The sequence below is a fragment of the Paenibacillus sp. AK002 genome, from assembly GCF_053903045.1.
On sequence record NZ_CP096377.1, the window covers coordinates 157501 to 174947 of the forward strand.

Annotated in this window: 13 protein-coding genes, 8 tRNA genes and 1 rRNA gene (1 of these 22 running past the window's edge); all 22 read left to right on the forward strand. The window is 51.5% G+C overall.

Annotation, left to right across the window (positions count from 1 at the left end):
* Nucleotides 1-2888, forward strand: a 23S ribosomal RNA gene (locus tag M1D70_RS00725) (it extends 41 nt beyond the left edge of the window).
* An 82-nt stretch (nucleotides 2889-2970) separates the two neighbouring features.
* A tRNA-Ser gene (locus tag M1D70_RS00730) sits at nucleotides 2971-3062 on the forward strand.
* Nucleotides 3063-3094: 32 nt separating this feature from the next.
* Nucleotides 3095-3171 (forward strand) — tRNA-Met (locus tag M1D70_RS00735).
* Nucleotides 3172-3180: 9 nt separating this feature from the next.
* A tRNA-Val gene (locus M1D70_RS00740) sits at nucleotides 3181-3256 on the forward strand.
* A gap of 25 nt (nucleotides 3257-3281) precedes the next feature.
* Nucleotides 3282-3357: transfer RNA gene (locus M1D70_RS00745), tRNA-Thr, on the forward strand.
* A 13-nt stretch (nucleotides 3358-3370) separates the two neighbouring features.
* Nucleotides 3371-3447 (forward strand) — tRNA-Asp (locus M1D70_RS00750).
* A 206-nt stretch (nucleotides 3448-3653) separates the two neighbouring features.
* Nucleotides 3654-3726: transfer RNA gene (locus M1D70_RS00755), tRNA-Phe, on the forward strand.
* Between the two features lie 12 nt (nucleotides 3727-3738).
* Nucleotides 3739-3824, forward strand: a tRNA-Tyr gene (locus M1D70_RS00760).
* A gap of 7 nt (nucleotides 3825-3831) precedes the next feature.
* A tRNA-Lys gene (locus tag M1D70_RS00765) sits at nucleotides 3832-3904 on the forward strand.
* A gap of 152 nt (nucleotides 3905-4056) precedes the next feature.
* Nucleotides 4057-5271 (forward strand): PucR family transcriptional regulator, encoded by a 1215-nt coding sequence (locus tag M1D70_RS00770; RefSeq protein WP_456290371.1) that lies wholly within the window; start codon nucleotides 4057-4059, stop codon nucleotides 5269-5271.
* A 108-nt stretch (nucleotides 5272-5379) separates the two neighbouring features.
* Nucleotides 5380-6504: an ABC transporter ATP-binding protein gene (locus M1D70_RS00775; RefSeq protein ID WP_012818391.1), complete on the forward strand. Its 1125-nt coding sequence runs from the start codon at nucleotides 5380-5382 to the stop codon at nucleotides 6502-6504.
* A 525-nt stretch (nucleotides 6505-7029) separates the two neighbouring features.
* On the forward strand, nucleotides 7030-7968 hold the full coding sequence (gene hprK, locus M1D70_RS00780; protein WP_009595669.1) for an HPr(Ser) kinase/phosphatase: 939 nt from the start codon (nucleotides 7030-7032) through the stop codon (nucleotides 7966-7968).
* Nucleotides 7969-7989: 21 nt separating this feature from the next.
* On the forward strand, nucleotides 7990-9129 hold the full coding sequence (lgt, locus tag M1D70_RS00785; protein ID WP_456290372.1) for a prolipoprotein diacylglyceryl transferase: 1140 nt from the start codon (nucleotides 7990-7992) through the stop codon (nucleotides 9127-9129).
* Between the two features lie 7 nt (nucleotides 9130-9136).
* A complete protein-coding gene (gene ppaX / locus M1D70_RS00790; protein ID WP_009595649.1) occupies nucleotides 9137-9787 on the forward strand; it encodes a pyrophosphatase PpaX in 651 nt (216 codons plus the stop codon).
* A 13-nt stretch (nucleotides 9788-9800) separates the two neighbouring features.
* Nucleotides 9801-10307, forward strand: coding sequence for an acyltransferase (locus M1D70_RS00795; protein ID WP_009595646.1), 507 nt, complete (start codon nucleotides 9801-9803; stop codon nucleotides 10305-10307).
* A gap of 180 nt (nucleotides 10308-10487) precedes the next feature.
* The gene (locus tag M1D70_RS00800) at nucleotides 10488-11714 is read left to right on the forward strand and encodes an acyltransferase (RefSeq protein WP_009595671.1); all 1227 of its coding nucleotides are present in this window, start codon (nucleotides 10488-10490) and stop codon (nucleotides 11712-11714) included.
* A 347-nt stretch (nucleotides 11715-12061) separates the two neighbouring features.
* Nucleotides 12062-13255: an ATP phosphoribosyltransferase regulatory subunit gene (locus M1D70_RS00805; RefSeq protein WP_456288869.1), complete on the forward strand. Its 1194-nt coding sequence runs from the start codon at nucleotides 12062-12064 to the stop codon at nucleotides 13253-13255.
* Between the two features lie 53 nt (nucleotides 13256-13308).
* Nucleotides 13309-13956, forward strand: coding sequence for an ATP phosphoribosyltransferase (gene hisG, locus M1D70_RS00810; RefSeq protein ID WP_456288870.1), 648 nt, complete (start codon nucleotides 13309-13311; stop codon nucleotides 13954-13956).
* A 113-nt stretch (nucleotides 13957-14069) separates the two neighbouring features.
* Nucleotides 14070-15353 (forward strand): histidinol dehydrogenase, encoded by a 1284-nt coding sequence (gene hisD / locus M1D70_RS00815; RefSeq protein WP_036674134.1) that lies wholly within the window; start codon nucleotides 14070-14072, stop codon nucleotides 15351-15353.
* 65 nt (nucleotides 15354-15418) lie between these two features.
* Nucleotides 15419-16024, forward strand: coding sequence for an imidazoleglycerol-phosphate dehydratase HisB (gene hisB / locus M1D70_RS00820; protein WP_009595657.1), 606 nt, complete (start codon nucleotides 15419-15421; stop codon nucleotides 16022-16024).
* Nucleotides 16025-16027: 3 nt separating this feature from the next.
* Nucleotides 16028-16636 carry an imidazole glycerol phosphate synthase subunit HisH gene (gene hisH / locus M1D70_RS00825; protein WP_456288872.1) on the forward strand — a complete coding sequence of 203 codons (609 nt, stop codon included), beginning with the start codon at nucleotides 16028-16030 and terminating at the stop codon, nucleotides 16634-16636.
* Nucleotides 16637-16673: 37 nt separating this feature from the next.
* Nucleotides 16674-17405 (forward strand): 1-(5-phosphoribosyl)-5-[(5-phosphoribosylamino)methylideneamino]imidazole-4-carboxamide isomerase, encoded by a 732-nt coding sequence (gene hisA, locus M1D70_RS00830; protein ID WP_175320827.1) that lies wholly within the window; start codon nucleotides 16674-16676, stop codon nucleotides 17403-17405.
* Nucleotides 17406-17447: the final 42 nt, after the last annotated feature.

Genomic DNA, 17447 nt, shown 5'->3' on the forward strand with positions numbered 1-17447 from the left:
GGAGCCGAAGAAGGACGTGGCGAACAACGATACTGCCTCGGGGAGCTGTAAGCAAGCTTCGATCCGGGGATGTCCGAATGGGGAAACCCAGCTGATGTAATAGTCAGTTACCCGTATCTGAATACATAGGATGCGAGGAGGCACACCCAGGGAACTGAAACATCTAAGTACCTGGAGGAAGAGAAAACAAGAGTGATTCCGTCAGTAGCGGCGAGCGAACGCGGAACAGCCTAAACCAGAGAGCTTGCTCTCTGGGGTTGTGGGACGTCTCACATGGAGTTACAAAGGAACATATTAGGCGAAGAGGTCTGGAAAGGCCCGCTATAAGAGGTAAAAGCCCTGTAGCCGAAAGTATATTCCCTCCGAGACGGATCCCGAGTAGTGCGGGGCACGTGAAACCCCGTATGAATCCAGCAGGACCATCTGCTAAGGCTAAATACTCCCTAGCGACCGATAGTGAAGCAGTACCGTGAGGGAAAGGTGAAAAGCACCCCGGAAGGGGAGTGAAATAGAACCTGAAACCGTGTGCTTACAAGAAGTCAGAGCCCGATCTATGGGTGATGGCGTGCCTTTTGTAGAATGAACCGGCGAGTTACGTTCCCATGCAAGGTTAAGGCGAGAAGCCGTAGCCGCAGCGAAAGCGAGTCTGAATAGGGCGATGTAGTATGTGGACGTAGACCCGAAACCGTGTGATCTACCCCTGTCCAGGGTGAAGGTGCGGTAACACGCACTGGAGGCCCGAACCCACGTATGTTGAAAAATGCGGGGATGAGGTGGGGGTAGCGGAGAAATTCCAATCGAACTCGGAGATAGCTGGTTCTCCCCGAAATAGCTTTAGGGCTAGCCTCGGAATGAAGAGTCGTGGAGGTAGAGCACTGATTGGGTGCGGGGCCCGCAAGGGTTACCAAGCTCAGTCAAACTCCGAATGCCATAGACTTATATCCGGGAGTCAGACAGTGAGTGCTAAGATCCATTGTCAAAAGGGAAACAGCCCAGACCATCAGCTAAGGTCCCCAAGTGTGTGTTAAGTGGGAAAGGATGTGGAGTTGCACAGACAACCAGGATGTTGGCTTAGAAGCAGCCACCATTTAAAGAGTGCGTAATAGCTCACTGGTCGAGTGACTCTGCGCCGAAAATGTAACGGGGCTAAACACACCACCGAAGCTATGGCTTGATGCTTTGCATCAGGGGTAGGGGAGCGTTGTATGTAGGTTGAAGGTGTACCGTAAGGAGCGCTGGACAGCATACAAGTGAGAATGCCGGTATGAGTAACGAAAAGATCAGTGAGAATCTGATCCGCCGAAAGCCCAAGGTTTCCTGAGGAAGGCTCGTCCGCTCAGGGTAAGTCGGGACCTAAGGTGAGGCCGAAAGGCGTAATCGAAGGACAACAGGTTGAAATTCCTGTACCACCGTAAACCGTTATGAACGATGGGGTGACGCAGGAGGGTAGTGACGCGGACTGATGGATGTCCGTCCAAGCAGTGAGGCTGATGTGTAGGCAAATCCGCACATCGATAAGGCTGGGCTGTGATGGGGAGTGAAAATTACAGTAGCGAAGGTCATGATCTCACACTGCCAAGAAAAGCCTCTAGTCAGGTGAAGGTGCCCGTACCGCAAACCGACACAGGTAGGCGAGAAGAGAATTCTAAGGCGCGCGGAAGAACTCTCGTTAAGGAACTCGGCAAAATGACCCCGTAACTTCGGGAGAAGGGGTGCCCCGGTAGTGTGAATAGCACGAGGGGGCCGCAGTGAAAAGGCCCAAGCGACTGTTTAGCAAAAACACAGGTCTGTGCGAAGCCGTAAGGCGAAGTATACGGGCTGACGCCTGCCCGGTGCTGGAAGGTTAAGGGGAGCGGTTAGGGATTAGTCCCGAAGCTGTGAACCGAAGCCCCAGTAAACGGCGGCCGTAACTATAACGGTCCTAAGGTAGCGAAATTCCTTGTCAGGTAAATTCTGACCCGCACGAATGGCGTAACGACTTGGGCGCTGTCTCAACGAGAGATCCGGTGAAATTTTAATACCTGTGAAGATGCAGGTTACCCGCGACAAGACGGAAAGACCCCATGGAGCTTTACTGCAGCTTGATATTGGATTTGGGTACGATCTGTACAGGATAGGTGGGAGCCTTTGAAGCATGAGCGCCAGCTTGTGTGGAGGCGACGTTGGGATACCACCCTGATCGTATCTAGGTTCTAACCTGGTACCGTAATCCGGTACGGGGACAGTGTCAGGCGGGCAGTTTGACTGGGGCGGTCGCCTCCTAAAGAGTAACGGAGGCGCCCCAAGGTTCCCTCAGAATGGTTGGAAATCATTCGAAGAGTGCAAAGGCATAAGGGAGCTTGACTGCGAGACCTACAAGTCGAGCAGGGACGAAAGTCGGGCTTAGTGATCCGGTGGTACCGCATGGAAGGGCCATCGCTCAACGGATAAAAGCTACCCTGGGGATAACAGGCTTATCTCCCCCAAGAGTCCACATCGACGGGGAGGTTTGGCACCTCGATGTCGGCTCATCGCATCCTGGGGCTGAAGTAGGTCCCAAGGGTTGGGCTGTTCGCCCATTAAAGCGGTACGCGAGCTGGGTTCAGAACGTCGTGAGACAGTTCGGTCCCTATCTGTCGTGGGCGTAGGAAATTTGAGAGGAGCTGTCCTTAGTACGAGAGGACCGGGATGGACGTACCGCTGGTGCACCAGTTGTTCCGCCAGGAGCATGGCTGGGTAGCTACGTACGGACGGGATAAGCGCTGAAAGCATCTAAGCGTGAAGCCCCCCTCAAGATGAGATTTCCCAATTAGTAAGACCCCTTGAAGACGACGAGGTAGATAGGTTGGAGGTGGAAGTGCAGCAATGCATGGAGCTGACCAATACTAATCGGTCGAGGGCTTATCCAAAATATATTTCAATGTGCTGCAAATTTCGTTTCGTATCTAGTTTTCAGGGAATCAATCTCTGTAACTGCATACAAGTTATGATGGAGAGATACCCAAGTGGCTATAAGGGGACCCTCTGCTAAGGGGTTAGACTGCGTAAGCGGTGCGAGGGTTCGAATCCCTCTCTCTCCGCCATTTGAATAACTTGGACGCAATAAGGTTTATATGGCGGTGTAGCTCAGCTGGCTAGAGCGTACGGTTCATACCCGTGAGGTCGGGGGTTCGATCCCCTCCGCCGCTACCATACATACCTGGAGGCTTAGCTCAGCTGGGAGAGCATCTGCCTTACAAGCAGAGGGTCGGGGGTTCGATCCCCTCAGCCTCCACCATGTATTATTTTTATTACCTTGCCATGCCGGTGTAGCTCAATTGGTAGAGCAACTGACTTGTAATCAGTAGGTTGGGGGTTCAAGTCCTCTCGCCGGCACCATCTTTAATAATGCGGAACTGTGGTGTAGAGGCCTAACATGCCTGCCTGTCACGCAGGAGATCGCGGGTTCGAATCCCGTCAGTTCCGCCATTATTTACAAGCTTCAGGGATGAGAATCCATAAACGGGTTCGTCGGAGCATATCCTCGTTAGCACAGACTTCGCAGTCTCGAACGAAGAGAGAGTATCCCGTCAGTTCCGCCATTATTACTCCTAAGGAATAAAAATGGTCGGTTTTCCACAGATTAAAGTGGGAAGTGTTGCACTCCGCACTTTATTTTAATGTTATTCATGTTTGGCTCGGTAGCTCAGTCGGTAGAGCAGAGGACTGAAAATCCTCGTGTCGGCGGTTCGATTCCGTCCCGAGCCACCTTTATATTTTGGAGGATTAGCGAAGTGGCCAAACGCAGCAGACTGTAAATCTGTTCTCGTCCGAGTTCGGTGGTTCGAATCCATCATCCTCCACCAGTAATAAGAGCCATTAGCTCAGTTGGTAGAGCACCTGACTTTTAATCAGGGTGTCGAAGGTTCGAGTCCTTCATGGCTCATCCGAAAGGGTCGTCAACGTTGTTGACGGCTCTTTTTGTGTTGTTTTTACCGAACTATTTCCCAAGGCGCACGGACTTAAAGAGAAGGAATTGTCGTTTGTGCAGGATGATATGCTAAAATAAGAAAAAACGATAAAGTGGTGGAGTCATCAATGGTGGAGATGGAGCATATCGTTCAGAAACTGGAGCAGACCTTGGGTACCTCACTCGGCTTAAAAACATTGAATGAGCAGGAATCGCTATGGCTCACGGAATCGATGGCGATCACCTCGCGATTCGGTGACCGGTTTGGTCGTGAAGAAAGAACTACAAGTTCAATTCGCCGTGGAGAAAGCGTAAGCTCAAACACAACACGAATGATTGATGGTGCCTATGTGCATAAGGAGCTTGGTGAGATCTGGTTTCCCGTTAATCAACAGGATCCGAGCCGGGTCCTGGTGGCGGATTCCAATGCTTTGACGGAGTCGGAGATTGGGCTTGTCGCTCTTTTATTGACGAGCCTTCAGGAAGCGCCTTCAGGCTCGATGTCAAAGAATGCAGCCAAGGTTGAAGAAGAACGGCGCGCCCAGCAGTTGGGCGGTTGGTTGAAAGAGCGCCTTCAAGCCGGCGAGCTGCATGCTGAGCTACCGGATGAGATGCTGATTCGGACAAGCTTGACGGAGGAAATGGTCCCCTTTCTCCTCATTCATGAGAGCGAGCATGCTCCCACGCCAAGTTATAAAGCGCTGCTGCGGTTGTTGCGCAGTTATTTTGACGGGGATATCATTCTTGTGCCGCTGCTGGATAAGGAATGGATTATCCTTGCCAATCAGGAGCTGCTGGGCGGCATAACGACGGATGATAAAGAGGAAGCATCCTCAGAAGCCGATCAGGACTTGCTGTCCTTATTCTGTATGGGGCTGTACGAGCTCATTTCAACGGAATGGGTGGGCGATTTTCATATTTCGGCAATCCCGGCAGTCAATGCGCTTCAAGCTTTGCCGCAGACGGTTGGCATGCTGCGAGAGACCATGACCATCGGGCGTACTTTTCAGGTCAAGGAGCATATTCATCTGTCGACCGGTCTTCATCTGGAGCGCCTGGTTTACAGCATTCCTGAGTATCAACGGAATCAATTCCTGCGTGAGTACGCTGCCGGACATACCGACTTATTCGAGGACAGTGAGACCTTGTCGACGCTGGAGTCTTTTTTTGAATTGGACTGCAATGTGAGCGAGACGGCCAAACACCTGTATATTCACCGAAATACGCTGCTGTACCGACTGGATAAGATCAAACAGGAGACGGGGCTTGACGTTCGCAGCTTCAGTGATGCGGTATTGGTGAAAATAACGCTTCTATTGTATAAAGTGACGAAAAGGAAATAGGTTTTTTGTGCAGATTGTGTATAGCAAGTCAGGTGCCTATGGGGTAATATAAGATTATAAATTAATTGTATTCGATTTCATAACATTCATATGAGGGGGCAAATGCACATGGCTGGTGTACGCTTAGAGCATATTTACAAAAAGTATGCAGGTGCGGATAAAGCAACTGTAATTGACGTTAATTTGGATATTAAAGATAAAGAATTCTTGGTATTGGTAGGTCCTTCCGGTTGCGGTAAGTCTACGACACTTCGTATGATCGCAGGTCTTGAGGAAATTTCCGAGGGTAAACTTTACATTGGCGACCGCGTTGTTAACGATGTAGCACCTAAAGATCGTGACATCGCAATGGTATTCCAATCCTACGCCTTGTATCCGCATATGAACGTATATCAGAACATGGCATTCGGTTTGAAACTCCGTAAAGTGAAGAAAGACGAAATCGATAAGCGTGTACGTGAAGCAGCGAAAATCCTGGATATCGAGCATTTGCTCGAGCGTAAACCGAAAGCTCTCTCCGGTGGTCAGCGTCAGCGTGTTGCCTTGGGCCGTGCGATTGTCCGTGATCCGCAAGTCTTCTTGATGGATGAGCCGCTTTCCAACTTGGATGCGAAACTCCGCGGTCAGATGCGTGCTGAAATTACTAAGCTGGTGAAGCGTCTTGAAACCACTTGTATCTATGTAACGCATGACCAAACAGAAGCTATGACGATGGGTGACCGTATCGTTGTTATGCAGGATGGCATCATTCAACAAGCGGATTCCCCAGAACAGCTGTACAACAATCCAAACAACCTGTTCGTTGCTGGTTTCATTGGTTCCCCAACCATGAACTTCATCAACGGTAAATTGTCCGAGCAAAACGGTGGCGTATACTTCACTTCCCAGGGCTTGAACGTTCAAGTTCCAGGCGGTAAAGCACAATTGCTCAAAAATAAATCCATGATTGGCAAAGAAGTAATCATGGGTGTTCGTCCGGAAGATATTCATGAAGAGCCAGTATTCCTGGAAGCTTCCCCGAACACAATCTTCACAGCGAAAGTGGACGTAACCGAGAACCTTGGTCACGAAATGCTCTTGTACCTCAGCGGCTTGGGCACCGACACAGTTATCGGCCGTGTAGACGGACGTTCGACTACTCGCGAAGGCGACAATGTGAAATTGGCACTCGACATGAACAAAGTTCATATCTTTGATAAAGAGTCTGAATTGAACGTATTGCTCGAAGACTAGTCTTCAGCAATCGAGATCTCTTGAAAACCGCCCCTCAAGGGGCGGTTTTTTTAGGAGAAAAAGACATAAAACTAGACAGTTTCTGCCCTTATCGAAGGGTTGAGGCAGTTCTAGCAGACGGTAGAAGTGGTCCTAGGCTAAAAGTGTGTAAAGCAGACAACCAATTGTCGATATAGAAAGAGAGTTATCTTTAGTAATAGAACATCTGTTTTTTAGTCGCAATATGCCGTAGCAGCGTCGCTTCACTCCTGGATAAGTCCAATGTCCTGGTATCGGATAGCCGGTTAGAATTGCATTCATTGGCTTTTTTCGATAAGATAAGCACAAAGCAAGGCATACATAAGCATTGGACGTATGGGTTGTTGGGCGTATTCCATGAAGCATGACCGACCGCCGGCTAGGCTTGAGACGTCCAATTTAATAAGCAAAGTAACCGATCATGAAATATATCATCCAAAACGAGCCGTGCTGCATGCCGGTTGCGTTTGTGATGTCAACATACACTGGAAGAAGAGGGGTAAGACCATGGCCAAGAAAGTGAAGGTATCCGAGCTGGTCCAGCAGTTTCAGCTGGAGGTCATCGCAGGTGAGGAAGGCTTGAAACGTCAGATTACAACGGACGATCTGAATCGACCGGGATTGGAAATGGCCGGTTATTTTGAATACCATCCGCGGGAACGGGTTCAGCTTATGGGGCGCACGGAGCTGGCTTTCTTTGGAATGCTGAAGCCGGAAGAGCGGAAAGAACGCATGCGCAGCCTGTGTACGGAAGAAACGCCTTGCATCGTGGTTACGCGTTCCCTGGAAGTGCCGGAAGAGCTGGTAGAGCTCGGCAATGAAAGAGGTTTGCCCGTGCTGCGCAGCAGCATGGCGACGACCATCCTGACAAGCCGATTCACGAGTTTCCTGGAACGCAGACTTGCGCCAACGACGACTATCCACGGGGTATTGTGCGATGTTTACGGCGTAGGGATGCTGATCACGGGCTCGAGCGGTATCGGGAAAAGCGAAACGGCTCTGGAGCTCGTCAAACGCGGACACCGCTTAATCGCGGACGACGCGGTGGAGATTCGCCAGACGTCGGATTTTCAGCTGCATGGAACAGCGCCTGAACTGATTCGCCATCTACTGGAGATTCGCGGGGTCGGTATTATTAATGTTATGACGTTATTCGGTGCAGGCGCCGTTCGGAATAATAAACGGATTACGCTTGTCGTTCGATTGGAGGCCTGGCAGCAGGATAAACAGTATGATCGTCTGGGATTAGATGAAGAGACAACACGAATTATAGAGACGGATATCCCTCTGGTCACCATTCCGGTTCGTCCAGGACGTAACCTTGCGGTTATTATTGAAGTGGCAGCTATGAACTACAGATTGAAGCAAATGGGACTAAATGCTGCACTGCAGTTTACGAACAAGCTGACGGCAACGATTGCTGAAGATATGGACGATTTGGACTAGGACTAGGGAGGGTTATAAGTGATGCAAACTTTGCTCATCGATCCGGTGGCGTTCTCCATCGGATCGTTGCGTGTTCATTGGTATGGCTTGATTTTGGGCCTCGGTGCCTTGGCAGGTCTGCTGCTGGCCATTCGCGAGGGGAAGCGTTTTGGTATTCCGCAGGAATTTTTCATGGATTTGCTCTTGCTTGGGGTTCCTTCCGCTATCATCGGTGCTCGTATTTATTATGTAGCTTTTAAATGGGAAGACTATAAGGATAACTTCCTGGATGTGTTCAAAATATGGAATGGCGGGATTGCCATATTCGGCGCCTTGATCGGCGCCATTATCTGTGCGTTGATCTATGTTCGCCGAAAAGGCTACAACTTCTGGCGAATTGCCGATATCTGTGCGCCGTCCTTGTTGGCCGGCCAGATTATTGGACGCTGGGGGAACTTCGTTAACCAGGAGGCCTATGGCGGTCCTGTCAGCGAGTCTTTCCTGCGAGGACAGCTGCATTTGCCTGATTTTATCGTGAATCAAATGAATGTACAGGGCGTATTCCATCACCCTACCTTCTTATATGAATCGCTGTGGAACCTGTTGGGTATCGTCATACTGCTTATCATTCGCAGACAGAAATTTCTGCGGGCAGGCGAACTCTTCATCGGATACTTCATCTGGTATTCCATCGGCCGGTTCTTTATTGAAGCGGTGCGGACGGACAGCTTGGCTTTTCAAGGCGCCGCCGGACTTGCCGATTTCATTAACAATACGTTATGGGCACCGATGACTTGGATGGGATTTGAACTGGGTCACCTTGACCCGGCTTATGGCAACATTCGGATCTCCCAGCTGCTGTCCGTATTGATTGTCATCGGAGGCATCGTACTGATCATTGTGCGCCGTGTAACGGGCCGCGCCAATGTGCGCTATTTGGACCCGATCGTGTCGACGAAGACCGGAGCAGGTCCAACGCCGGAAGCCGATCTTCAAACGAACAAAACCGTCAAATCCCCTGCGCCGGCTCCTGCTAAACAGCATAAACAGGCCGCAGAACCGGAGGGAATGGCGGATAAAGACGTTGTTACCCAAGCAGAGGAGACAGACGTCAAATCCTCATCACGGGAAGAAGAAGACACTCCGACAATAAAACCGGATACGGAGGACAAAAAGGAGTAGTTGCAGCATGATCGAAACCGTACTGTTTGATTTGGACGGCACCATTATCGACACGAATGAATTGATTATCTCATCGTTTATGCATGTTTTCGAGGCGCAGGCCCCGGGACCGTTGACCAGAGAGCAGATCATTCCGCATATGGGAACCACGCTGGAACAGCAGCTGCAGGCTTTCTCAGGGGGCGTCGAGGATGTCAGTCCGCTTGTCAAAGCCTATCGCTCTTTCAACACGATCCATCATGATGACATGGTCAAACCATTCCCGCATGTGAACGAAGTCGTGGAGCGTCTTCATCGTCACGGGCTTTCGCTCGGGATCGTAACCACGAAGATCCGCCCTTCCACCATGATGACGCTGGAGAAGTACGATCTGGAGCGCTTCATGTCGGCGATTGTTACGGTGAACGATGTGGAGCATCCGAAACCGCATCCGGAGCCCGTCCTGACGGCGATGGAGCAGCTGGGGGCCAATCCGGCCACCACTTTGATGATCGGAGACAGTCCGGTGGACATTCAGTCTGCCAAGGCGGCGGGCGTGAAGGCCGCCGCTGTAGCTTGGTCCCTCAAGGGTGAGCAAAAGCTGATGGAGTACGGGCCGGATTTTATATTGAAGGATATGAGAGATCTGTTTGAAATCGTAGGACTTCAAGAGGAATAGGAGTTTTGGCAGCATGGCCAGAAAGATTACCCGTTATCCTGTAGAAGGCCCCAACGCGTTATGGCAAATCTACCGCACCGTGAGCCCGTTCAAGGGCGTCAAGAACTTCATTTTTATCCAGATCGCCCGCTATTGTCCTATCCTGCCTATGAAGAATTGGATCTATCGCCATATGCTCGGGATGAAAGTGGGGAGGCATACCGCGTTTGGATTGATGGTCATGGTGGATGTGTTTTTTCCGGAGAAAATAACCATCGGCGAGAATTCGGTCATCGGCTACAACACGACCATTCTGGCTCACGAGTATTTAATAAAGGAATATCGTTTGGGTGAAGTGCGGATCGGGGAGAACGTGCTCATCGGCGCGAATACCACGATTTTGCCAGGCGTAACGATCGGAGACGGCGCGGTCGTTGCTGCAGGATCTGTCGTACATAAAGACGTGGCACCTGGTGTTTTTGTAGGCGGGAATCCATTGCGAGAGCTGAAGAGGACATCGACGGAAAGCGAGTCAATTTGAGGTAATGTGACAAGTCAGGTTCTCAAGCTTGCTGAATTGTTGTAGAATGAGTAAAGGATAACCTGACACAAAGCGAACAATAGTCCCCGGGGTATGATGGCCTTGAGGGACTTTTTTGCCCGTCCATTCGCATACATTGACTCTATCAACAAACTCGAAAACAAGGAGGCGACGCCTGACATGGGTGCAACGCTGAACAAAAAGGAAAGGCTGCCGCAGCTCGATATTTATCGTGCGCTGGCCATCCTGGGCGTGCTTCACGTTCATGCGACTTCATTTGCAACGGTGGATGCGATTGATTCGCGATTCTATTATATTATTAATTTCTTGAATATTTTCTTTAAATACGGTACCCCCTCGTTTATATTCCTAAGCAGCTTTGTGCTGTTCTATAACTATGCGGACCGGCCGCTGACCAAGGACTTGATCAAAAACTTCTATAAACGGCGGCTCTTGTACATTTTGCTTCCGTATGTGTTGTTCTCGATCATCTACTTCTTTGTGAGGATGTATCAGAACGGGCTGCTGAACAGCTCGTTTGATCTATGGGCACAGATGCCGCTATTCTTTGAACGCTTGGTTCGAGGGCAGAACTATACGCACTTATACTTTGTATTTATCAGTTTGCAGTTCTATATTCTGTTTCCGATCTTCCTCAAGCTGTTCAAATCCTCCCGGTTTCTCGTAAGGTGGGCGGTGCCGATTGGATTCCTGCTGCAATGGGGCTTCATCATCTGGAACAAATACGAGCTGCAGTACACGTTTAAAGGAAGCTTGGCCATTTCGTATTTAGCCTACTATATGCTCGGCGCTTACCTGGCGATGAATTACGACAAATTCAAGGGCTGGCTGACGTCTTCTTGGAAAAAGCAAACCACTGGTCAAAGAGCAGGCACAATCGTGTTATGGGCCGGCTGGCTCGCGATGGCGCTGACGCATGTGCAGATTTGGTACAATCAGAGATTGCATGGCGCTAAATATGATTCCCTATTATACGAGCTGTTATGGAATCTGCACACCGTGTTCTCCGCGATTGTGCTGATGCAGCTGGCGAGCTGGCTGTATAGCAGCGGCTGGAAACTCATTGTGAAAGTGCTGACGCGGATTGGCGAGCTGTCTTTCGCGATCTATCTCGTGCACCCGCTCTGGCTGTTCCTGTATCGGGAATTCGATCCGAAGCTGAATCCCGTAACCGATGATTATCTAATCTGGATATACGGCGGGATGGTAACGGCTTTGATCGTCAGTGCGTTAGTGGTGCAGACGGTGTTCCGGTGGATTCCAGGGTCGTGGATGCTGCTGGGCAGCGTTCCTCGATCATTGAAGCCAACCTCCAAAGCACCTACGACACCATCGCAAAGAAAAGATACCGTTACAGGCGACAGCAAGAAATCGGTCGATCTGTAGGAGCATCAGGCCTAATGCATATACTTCTTATCCATCATCATGAAGCAAAGCCGTCCGGGCACCCGGGCGGCTTTTTTTGTATTGAGGCCATCCGGATCAATGCAGGTTCAGCCAATAGACAAGCAAGCCACGCTGGTCCGTTCTTGTGTTACAATTATACCCAGAAGTTAGACGGATCTATTAATGCGTAAGGTGCGTACCGACAGAGAACGATACATAGTAGAACGCATGCGTATGCATTGACGATCAGGCAGTATTCATGGTAATATAGCCAATATCCTTTAATTTATTAGCAAGGTACCACTTTACCATATTAAAGACTTTTACTGAATTTGAGGTGGAGCGTCATGTCTAAACCGAAAGGCTTCGAGAAACCGGCAGGTGTTCGTGATTATCTTCCTCATGCGGTCGCCAAGCTGCGGCGGATTGAACGCGAAGTGCTTGCATGCATGGACCGCTGGGGTTACCGGCAGATTATGACACCAACGATGGAATATTACGATACGGTAGGCGTGGCAAGCTCTACGTCGGACCAGAAGCTGTTTAAACTATTGAATAAACGCGGAACGACAATGGTGCTGCGTTCCGATCTGACCGCCCCCATAGCGCGGGTTATGTCCTCGCTGCTGAAGGATGAACCGCTTCCGGTACGTTTGTCTTACCATGCCAATGTATTTCGCGCCATTGAGGAGGAAGCGGGGCGGGAAGCGGAATTCTTTCAGACCGGCGTCGAGCTTGTAGGCGATGATACGCCGGAGGCCGATGCCGAAGTGATTGCGCTGGCCATCGAATCCCTGAAGGCGGCAGGCGTGGAGAAATTCAAAATCGCGATGGGTCATATGGGTTATCTGAATGGCTTACTTCAAGAAGTGCTGCCGGAACGGACGGAGGATCAGGAGAGCCTGAAGCAGGATTTGCTGAACCGCGACTACGTTGGATACCGCAACACCATTGCCAGCCTGAGCCTGACGGAGGTACAGCAGGACCAGTTGGAGGGAATCCTGAAGCTGCGCGGGGGCAGGGAGATTGCCGGGCAAGCTCTCGAGATTAGCAGCAACGAACTCGCGAGAGCTTCTATCGAGCATCTGAGCAAGGTATGGGAAGTGCTCGAGGCTTACGACGTCTCCAGACATGTTCTGTTTGATTTGACGATGCTCGGAGACTTCTCCTATTACACGGGAATGACGTTCGAGGGTTATGCTGCCGAGCTGGGCTCTCCCGTCGCAAGCGGCGGTCGTTATGACAAGCTGCTTCGGCAGTTTGGCCGTGCCGTTCCGGCAACAGGCTTTGCACTCAAGACCAATCGCATTCTCGATGGGGTGCAAGGAGAGGAGATTGTCGAGGAATTGCCCATTCTCATCCGGTACACGGCTTCTTATCGAAAGGAAGGATTGGCTAAAGCCTCAGAACTTCGGGCGCAGGGACATTCCGTCATCACTTCGATCCTACCGGATTCGGCCAATGTCCGAGATGCCGAGGTACCCGTTGTGTCCGGCAGTCTGCTCCATAGAGGATACCGAGAGGTCATAACCCTTCGATAGGAAGCGGATCTATAACGATTATCATATAAGTTTAAGGTCAGGAGGATTCGAACGTGGCGGAAACGTTGAAAGTAGCGATGCCCAAAGGGCGCATATATAAAAAAGCATCCGCGCTGTTCCGTTCAGCCGGACTTCCGATACCCCTCGACGTGGATGAAACGCGCAAGCTGGTCATTCCCTTGCCGGAGGCAGGAATGGAATTTATCCTGGCGAAGCCGGTGGATGTGCCGACTTATGTGGAATACGGCGTGGCGGATATCGGTATCGTCGGCAAGGACGTGCTAATGGAAGAGAACAAGGACGTTTATGAGCTGCTTGATCTCGGCATTGCGCGGTGCAGGATGTCGGTCATCGGCTTGCCGGACTGGAAGCCGGGCATACGACAGCGGGTTGCCACCAAATATCCGAACGTGGCTTCACAGTATTTCCGAGAGCAGGGCCAGCAGGTTGAAGTGGTTAAACTGAACGGTTCCATCGAGCTTGCACCGCTCATCGGTTTGGCAGACCGGATCGTCGATATGGTGGAAACGGGCCAAACGCTCAAGGAGAACGGACTTGTAGAGATGACCAGCATTTTTGAAATTACAAGCCGCCTGATTGCCAATCGCGTTAGTTATCGGATGAAGAATGATGAAATTCAGGCCTTGTGCGACCGGCTGCAAACGGTCATTATGTCTGAGAGTACGAATATACGGCAATAAGCTTATAGATATAAAAATCGGTGAGATTGGATGATCGGCTCGATCATCCTTCATTTATCAACAAACGCTATGCATGCAGCATGATGCAAGCAGCGGGATTGGGGGAGATTAAGGTGAAGGTAGTATCAGCACGGGACTTTGAGCTGAAACGGGACAATGATTACGGCACACCAGAGCAGAATGAAGTCGTGAAGGCTATTGTGCGGGATATTCGGTCCGAAGGAGATGCCGCCTTGCTGCGGCATACCGAGCTATTGGACCGTGTCCGTCTGACCGCAGGTCAGCTTCGCGTAACGGATGAGGAGCTCAAGGCAGCTTATGATCATGTGGAGCCTTCGTTCGTGAAGGCGATACAAGCGGCGGCAGACAACATTCGCGCATTTCATGTGAAGCAGAAGCGGAATTCCTGGATGGATCTACAGCCGGACGGTAGCATCTTAGGACAAATTGTTCGTCCGTTGAAACGCGTCGGTGTCTATGTGCCCGGTGGAAAGGCAGCCTATCCTTCATCCGTGCTGATGAACGTGATCCCGGCCCAAGTGGCAGGCGTACCCGAAATCGTCATGGTCACTCCCCCGGCAACCGGCGGGAAGGATGGAATCAATCCCTATATTCTGGTGGCTGCAGCCGAGGCAGGCGTTACGGAAATCTACCGCGTAGGAGGAGCACAAGCCATTGCGGCATTGGCCTACGGCACGGAGACCATTTCCCCCGTCGATAAGATTTGCGGGCCCGGCAATATTTACGTTGCCCTGGCCAAACGTGAAGTGTACGGCGCAGTCAATATTGACAGCCTGGCCGGTCCAAGCGAGATTGCGGTATTGGCCGATGAACATGCAGATGCTTCGTATATTGCAGCGGATCTGCTTTCCCAAGCTGAGCATGACGAGATGGCATCGGCCATTCTCGTGACGCCTTCCCGAAAGCTGGGCGAGGCTGTTGCCGCCGAAGTAGAGCGGCAGCTTGAGCTGCTGCCGCGGCGGGACATCGCCCGTGCTTCCGTGGACAGCTACGGCGCGGTGATCGTCACGGAATCCCTCCAGGAAGGGATTGAAGTCATTAACCGTTTAGCGCCGGAGCATCTGGAAATCGTGACGGAGGAGCCGATGGCGATCGTGGGCCAGATCGAGAACGCAGGCGCGATCTTCCTAGGACCGTACAGCTCAGAGCCGGTAGGCGATTATTTTGCAGGACCGAACCATATCATTCCGACGAATGGGACGGCACGGTTCGCATCACCAGTGGATCTGGACGATTTCATTAAGAAATCGAGTTTGATCTACTACAGTAAAGAAGCGCTGCTGCGCGACGGCGAGCAGATCATGGAGCTGGCCCGGCGCGAAGGGCTTGAGGGCCATGCCCGGGCGATCGAAATCCGGCTTGAACAAGAACGATAAGAAATCAGACCAGAACAAGCATCATTTGTTCATCATAAATATTCCGTATAGAGGAGGCAATCCACGTGAGCAGTTTGGATGCAGCAGCAAGATCAGCCGGCGTGAGCCGCAAAACCAATGAGACCGACATTGCCCTGGATTTCAATGTCGATGGGACCGGGATTTCGGAATTGGAGACCGATGTACCTTTTCTTAATCATATGCTTGATTTGTTCACAAAGCATGGCCAGTTTGATCTTCGCGTCAAGGCAAAGGGCGATATCGAGATCGATGACCACCACACGGTGGAGGATATCGGGATCTGCTTAGGGCAGACGTTCCGCGAAGCACTGGGCGATAAAAAAGGCATCAAACGTTATGCCAGCGTGTTTGTGCCGATGGATGAGGCGCTTGCTCAAGTTATTGTGGATATCAGCAACCGCCCGCATTTTGAGTACCGGGCGGAGTATCCTTCGCAGCAGGTAGGCTCTTTTCATACCGAGCTTGTCCATGAATTTCTATGGAAATTGGCGCTGGAAGCCCGGATCACGCTGCATGTCATCGTTCATTACGGACACAATACCCATCATATGATTGAAGCGGTGTTTAAGGCGCTCGGCCGTGCATTGGATGAGGCGACCACCGTGGATCCGCGGGTGACCGGCGTACCGTCCACGAAGGGAGTGCTCTAAACGATGGCCATTGCAATCGTGGATTACGGCATGGGCAATCTGCACAGCGTGAGCAAAGCGGTAGAGCGGCTTGGGTATCAGCCGCTCGTAACCGGAGAGCGGGAGGAGCTTCTGGCGGCGAATGGCATCATTCTGCCCGGAGTCGGCGCGTTCGGAGATGCCATGGAGCAGCTCCGCGAAGCCTCGCTGGACTCGGTCATGAAGGAAGCTGCAGAGTCGGGAAAACCGCTGCTGGGGATCTGTCTCGGCATGCAGCTCCTGTTCAGCCGGAGCGAGGAGCATGGCAAGTATGAAGGGCTGGATATACTCCCCGGGTCGGTTGTACGATTTGCGGGTGGGGACTACAAGGTGCCGCATATGGGCTGGAATTCATTGCAGTTCAAGAAGCGGGAGCACCCGCTGTTTGCGGGACTTGAGGAAGGTCATGTGTATTTTGTCCACTCGTATCATGTTCTTCCTGAGGTTCAGGCTGATTTGCTGGCGGTTACCGATTACGGTCAGCCAGTAACGGCCATCGTGGGCCGCGGTTCGGTGTACGGCATGCAGTTCCATCCCGAGAAGAGCGGGGAGCTTGGCATGAGCCTGCTTCGCAATTTTTTGGCTTTAACGTAAGGTGAACGAATAGACCAATTGGAAAGTGGGAATGGGGATGTCCTCTTTTATCATATATCCGGCAATCGATATTCGCGGCGGCAAATGCGTCAGGCTGGTCCAAGGCGATTATAATCAAGAAACGGTATACAACGACAATCCGCTCGAGGTAGCCAAATCGTGGGAAGAGCAGGGCGGCACATTTATTCATCTCGTGGATTTAGACGGCGCGAAGGCAGGTCAGCCGGTGAATGACGACATCATCGGGAAGATTGCATCCAGCGTTCAGGTTCCGGTTCAAGTAGGCGGAGGCTTGCGCACGCTGGCGGATGTGGAGCGGCTGCTGTCGCTCGGCGTCAGCCGGGTTATCATCGGGACGGCAGCGATCGAAGACCGCGTCTTTACGGAAGAGGTGCTGGGCAAATACGGGGATAAGGTGGCCATCGGCATCGACGCTCGCAACGGATACGTCGCAACGAGAGGCTGGCTGGAAACGTCGGAGGTTCAAGCTGAGGTGTTGGCAAAAGAATTAGCAGCCAAGGGAGCGGAAACCTTCATCTTCACCGACATTTCCCGCGACGGAATGATGCAGGGACCAAACGTAGAGGCGATTGTCTCGCTGGCCAAAGCCAGCGGCCGCTCGGTTATCGCTTCGGGCGGCGTGACGAAGCTGGATGATCTGCTGGCGCTCAGCGCGCACAGCGGCGACGGTGTAGGCGGAGCGATCGTAGGCAAGGCGCTGTATACAGGCAATATTGATCTAAAAGAGGCTATTACGCGAATCCAATGAGGATTTAAACCAGTGTCTGTTCGAATCATCATGGATCGATAG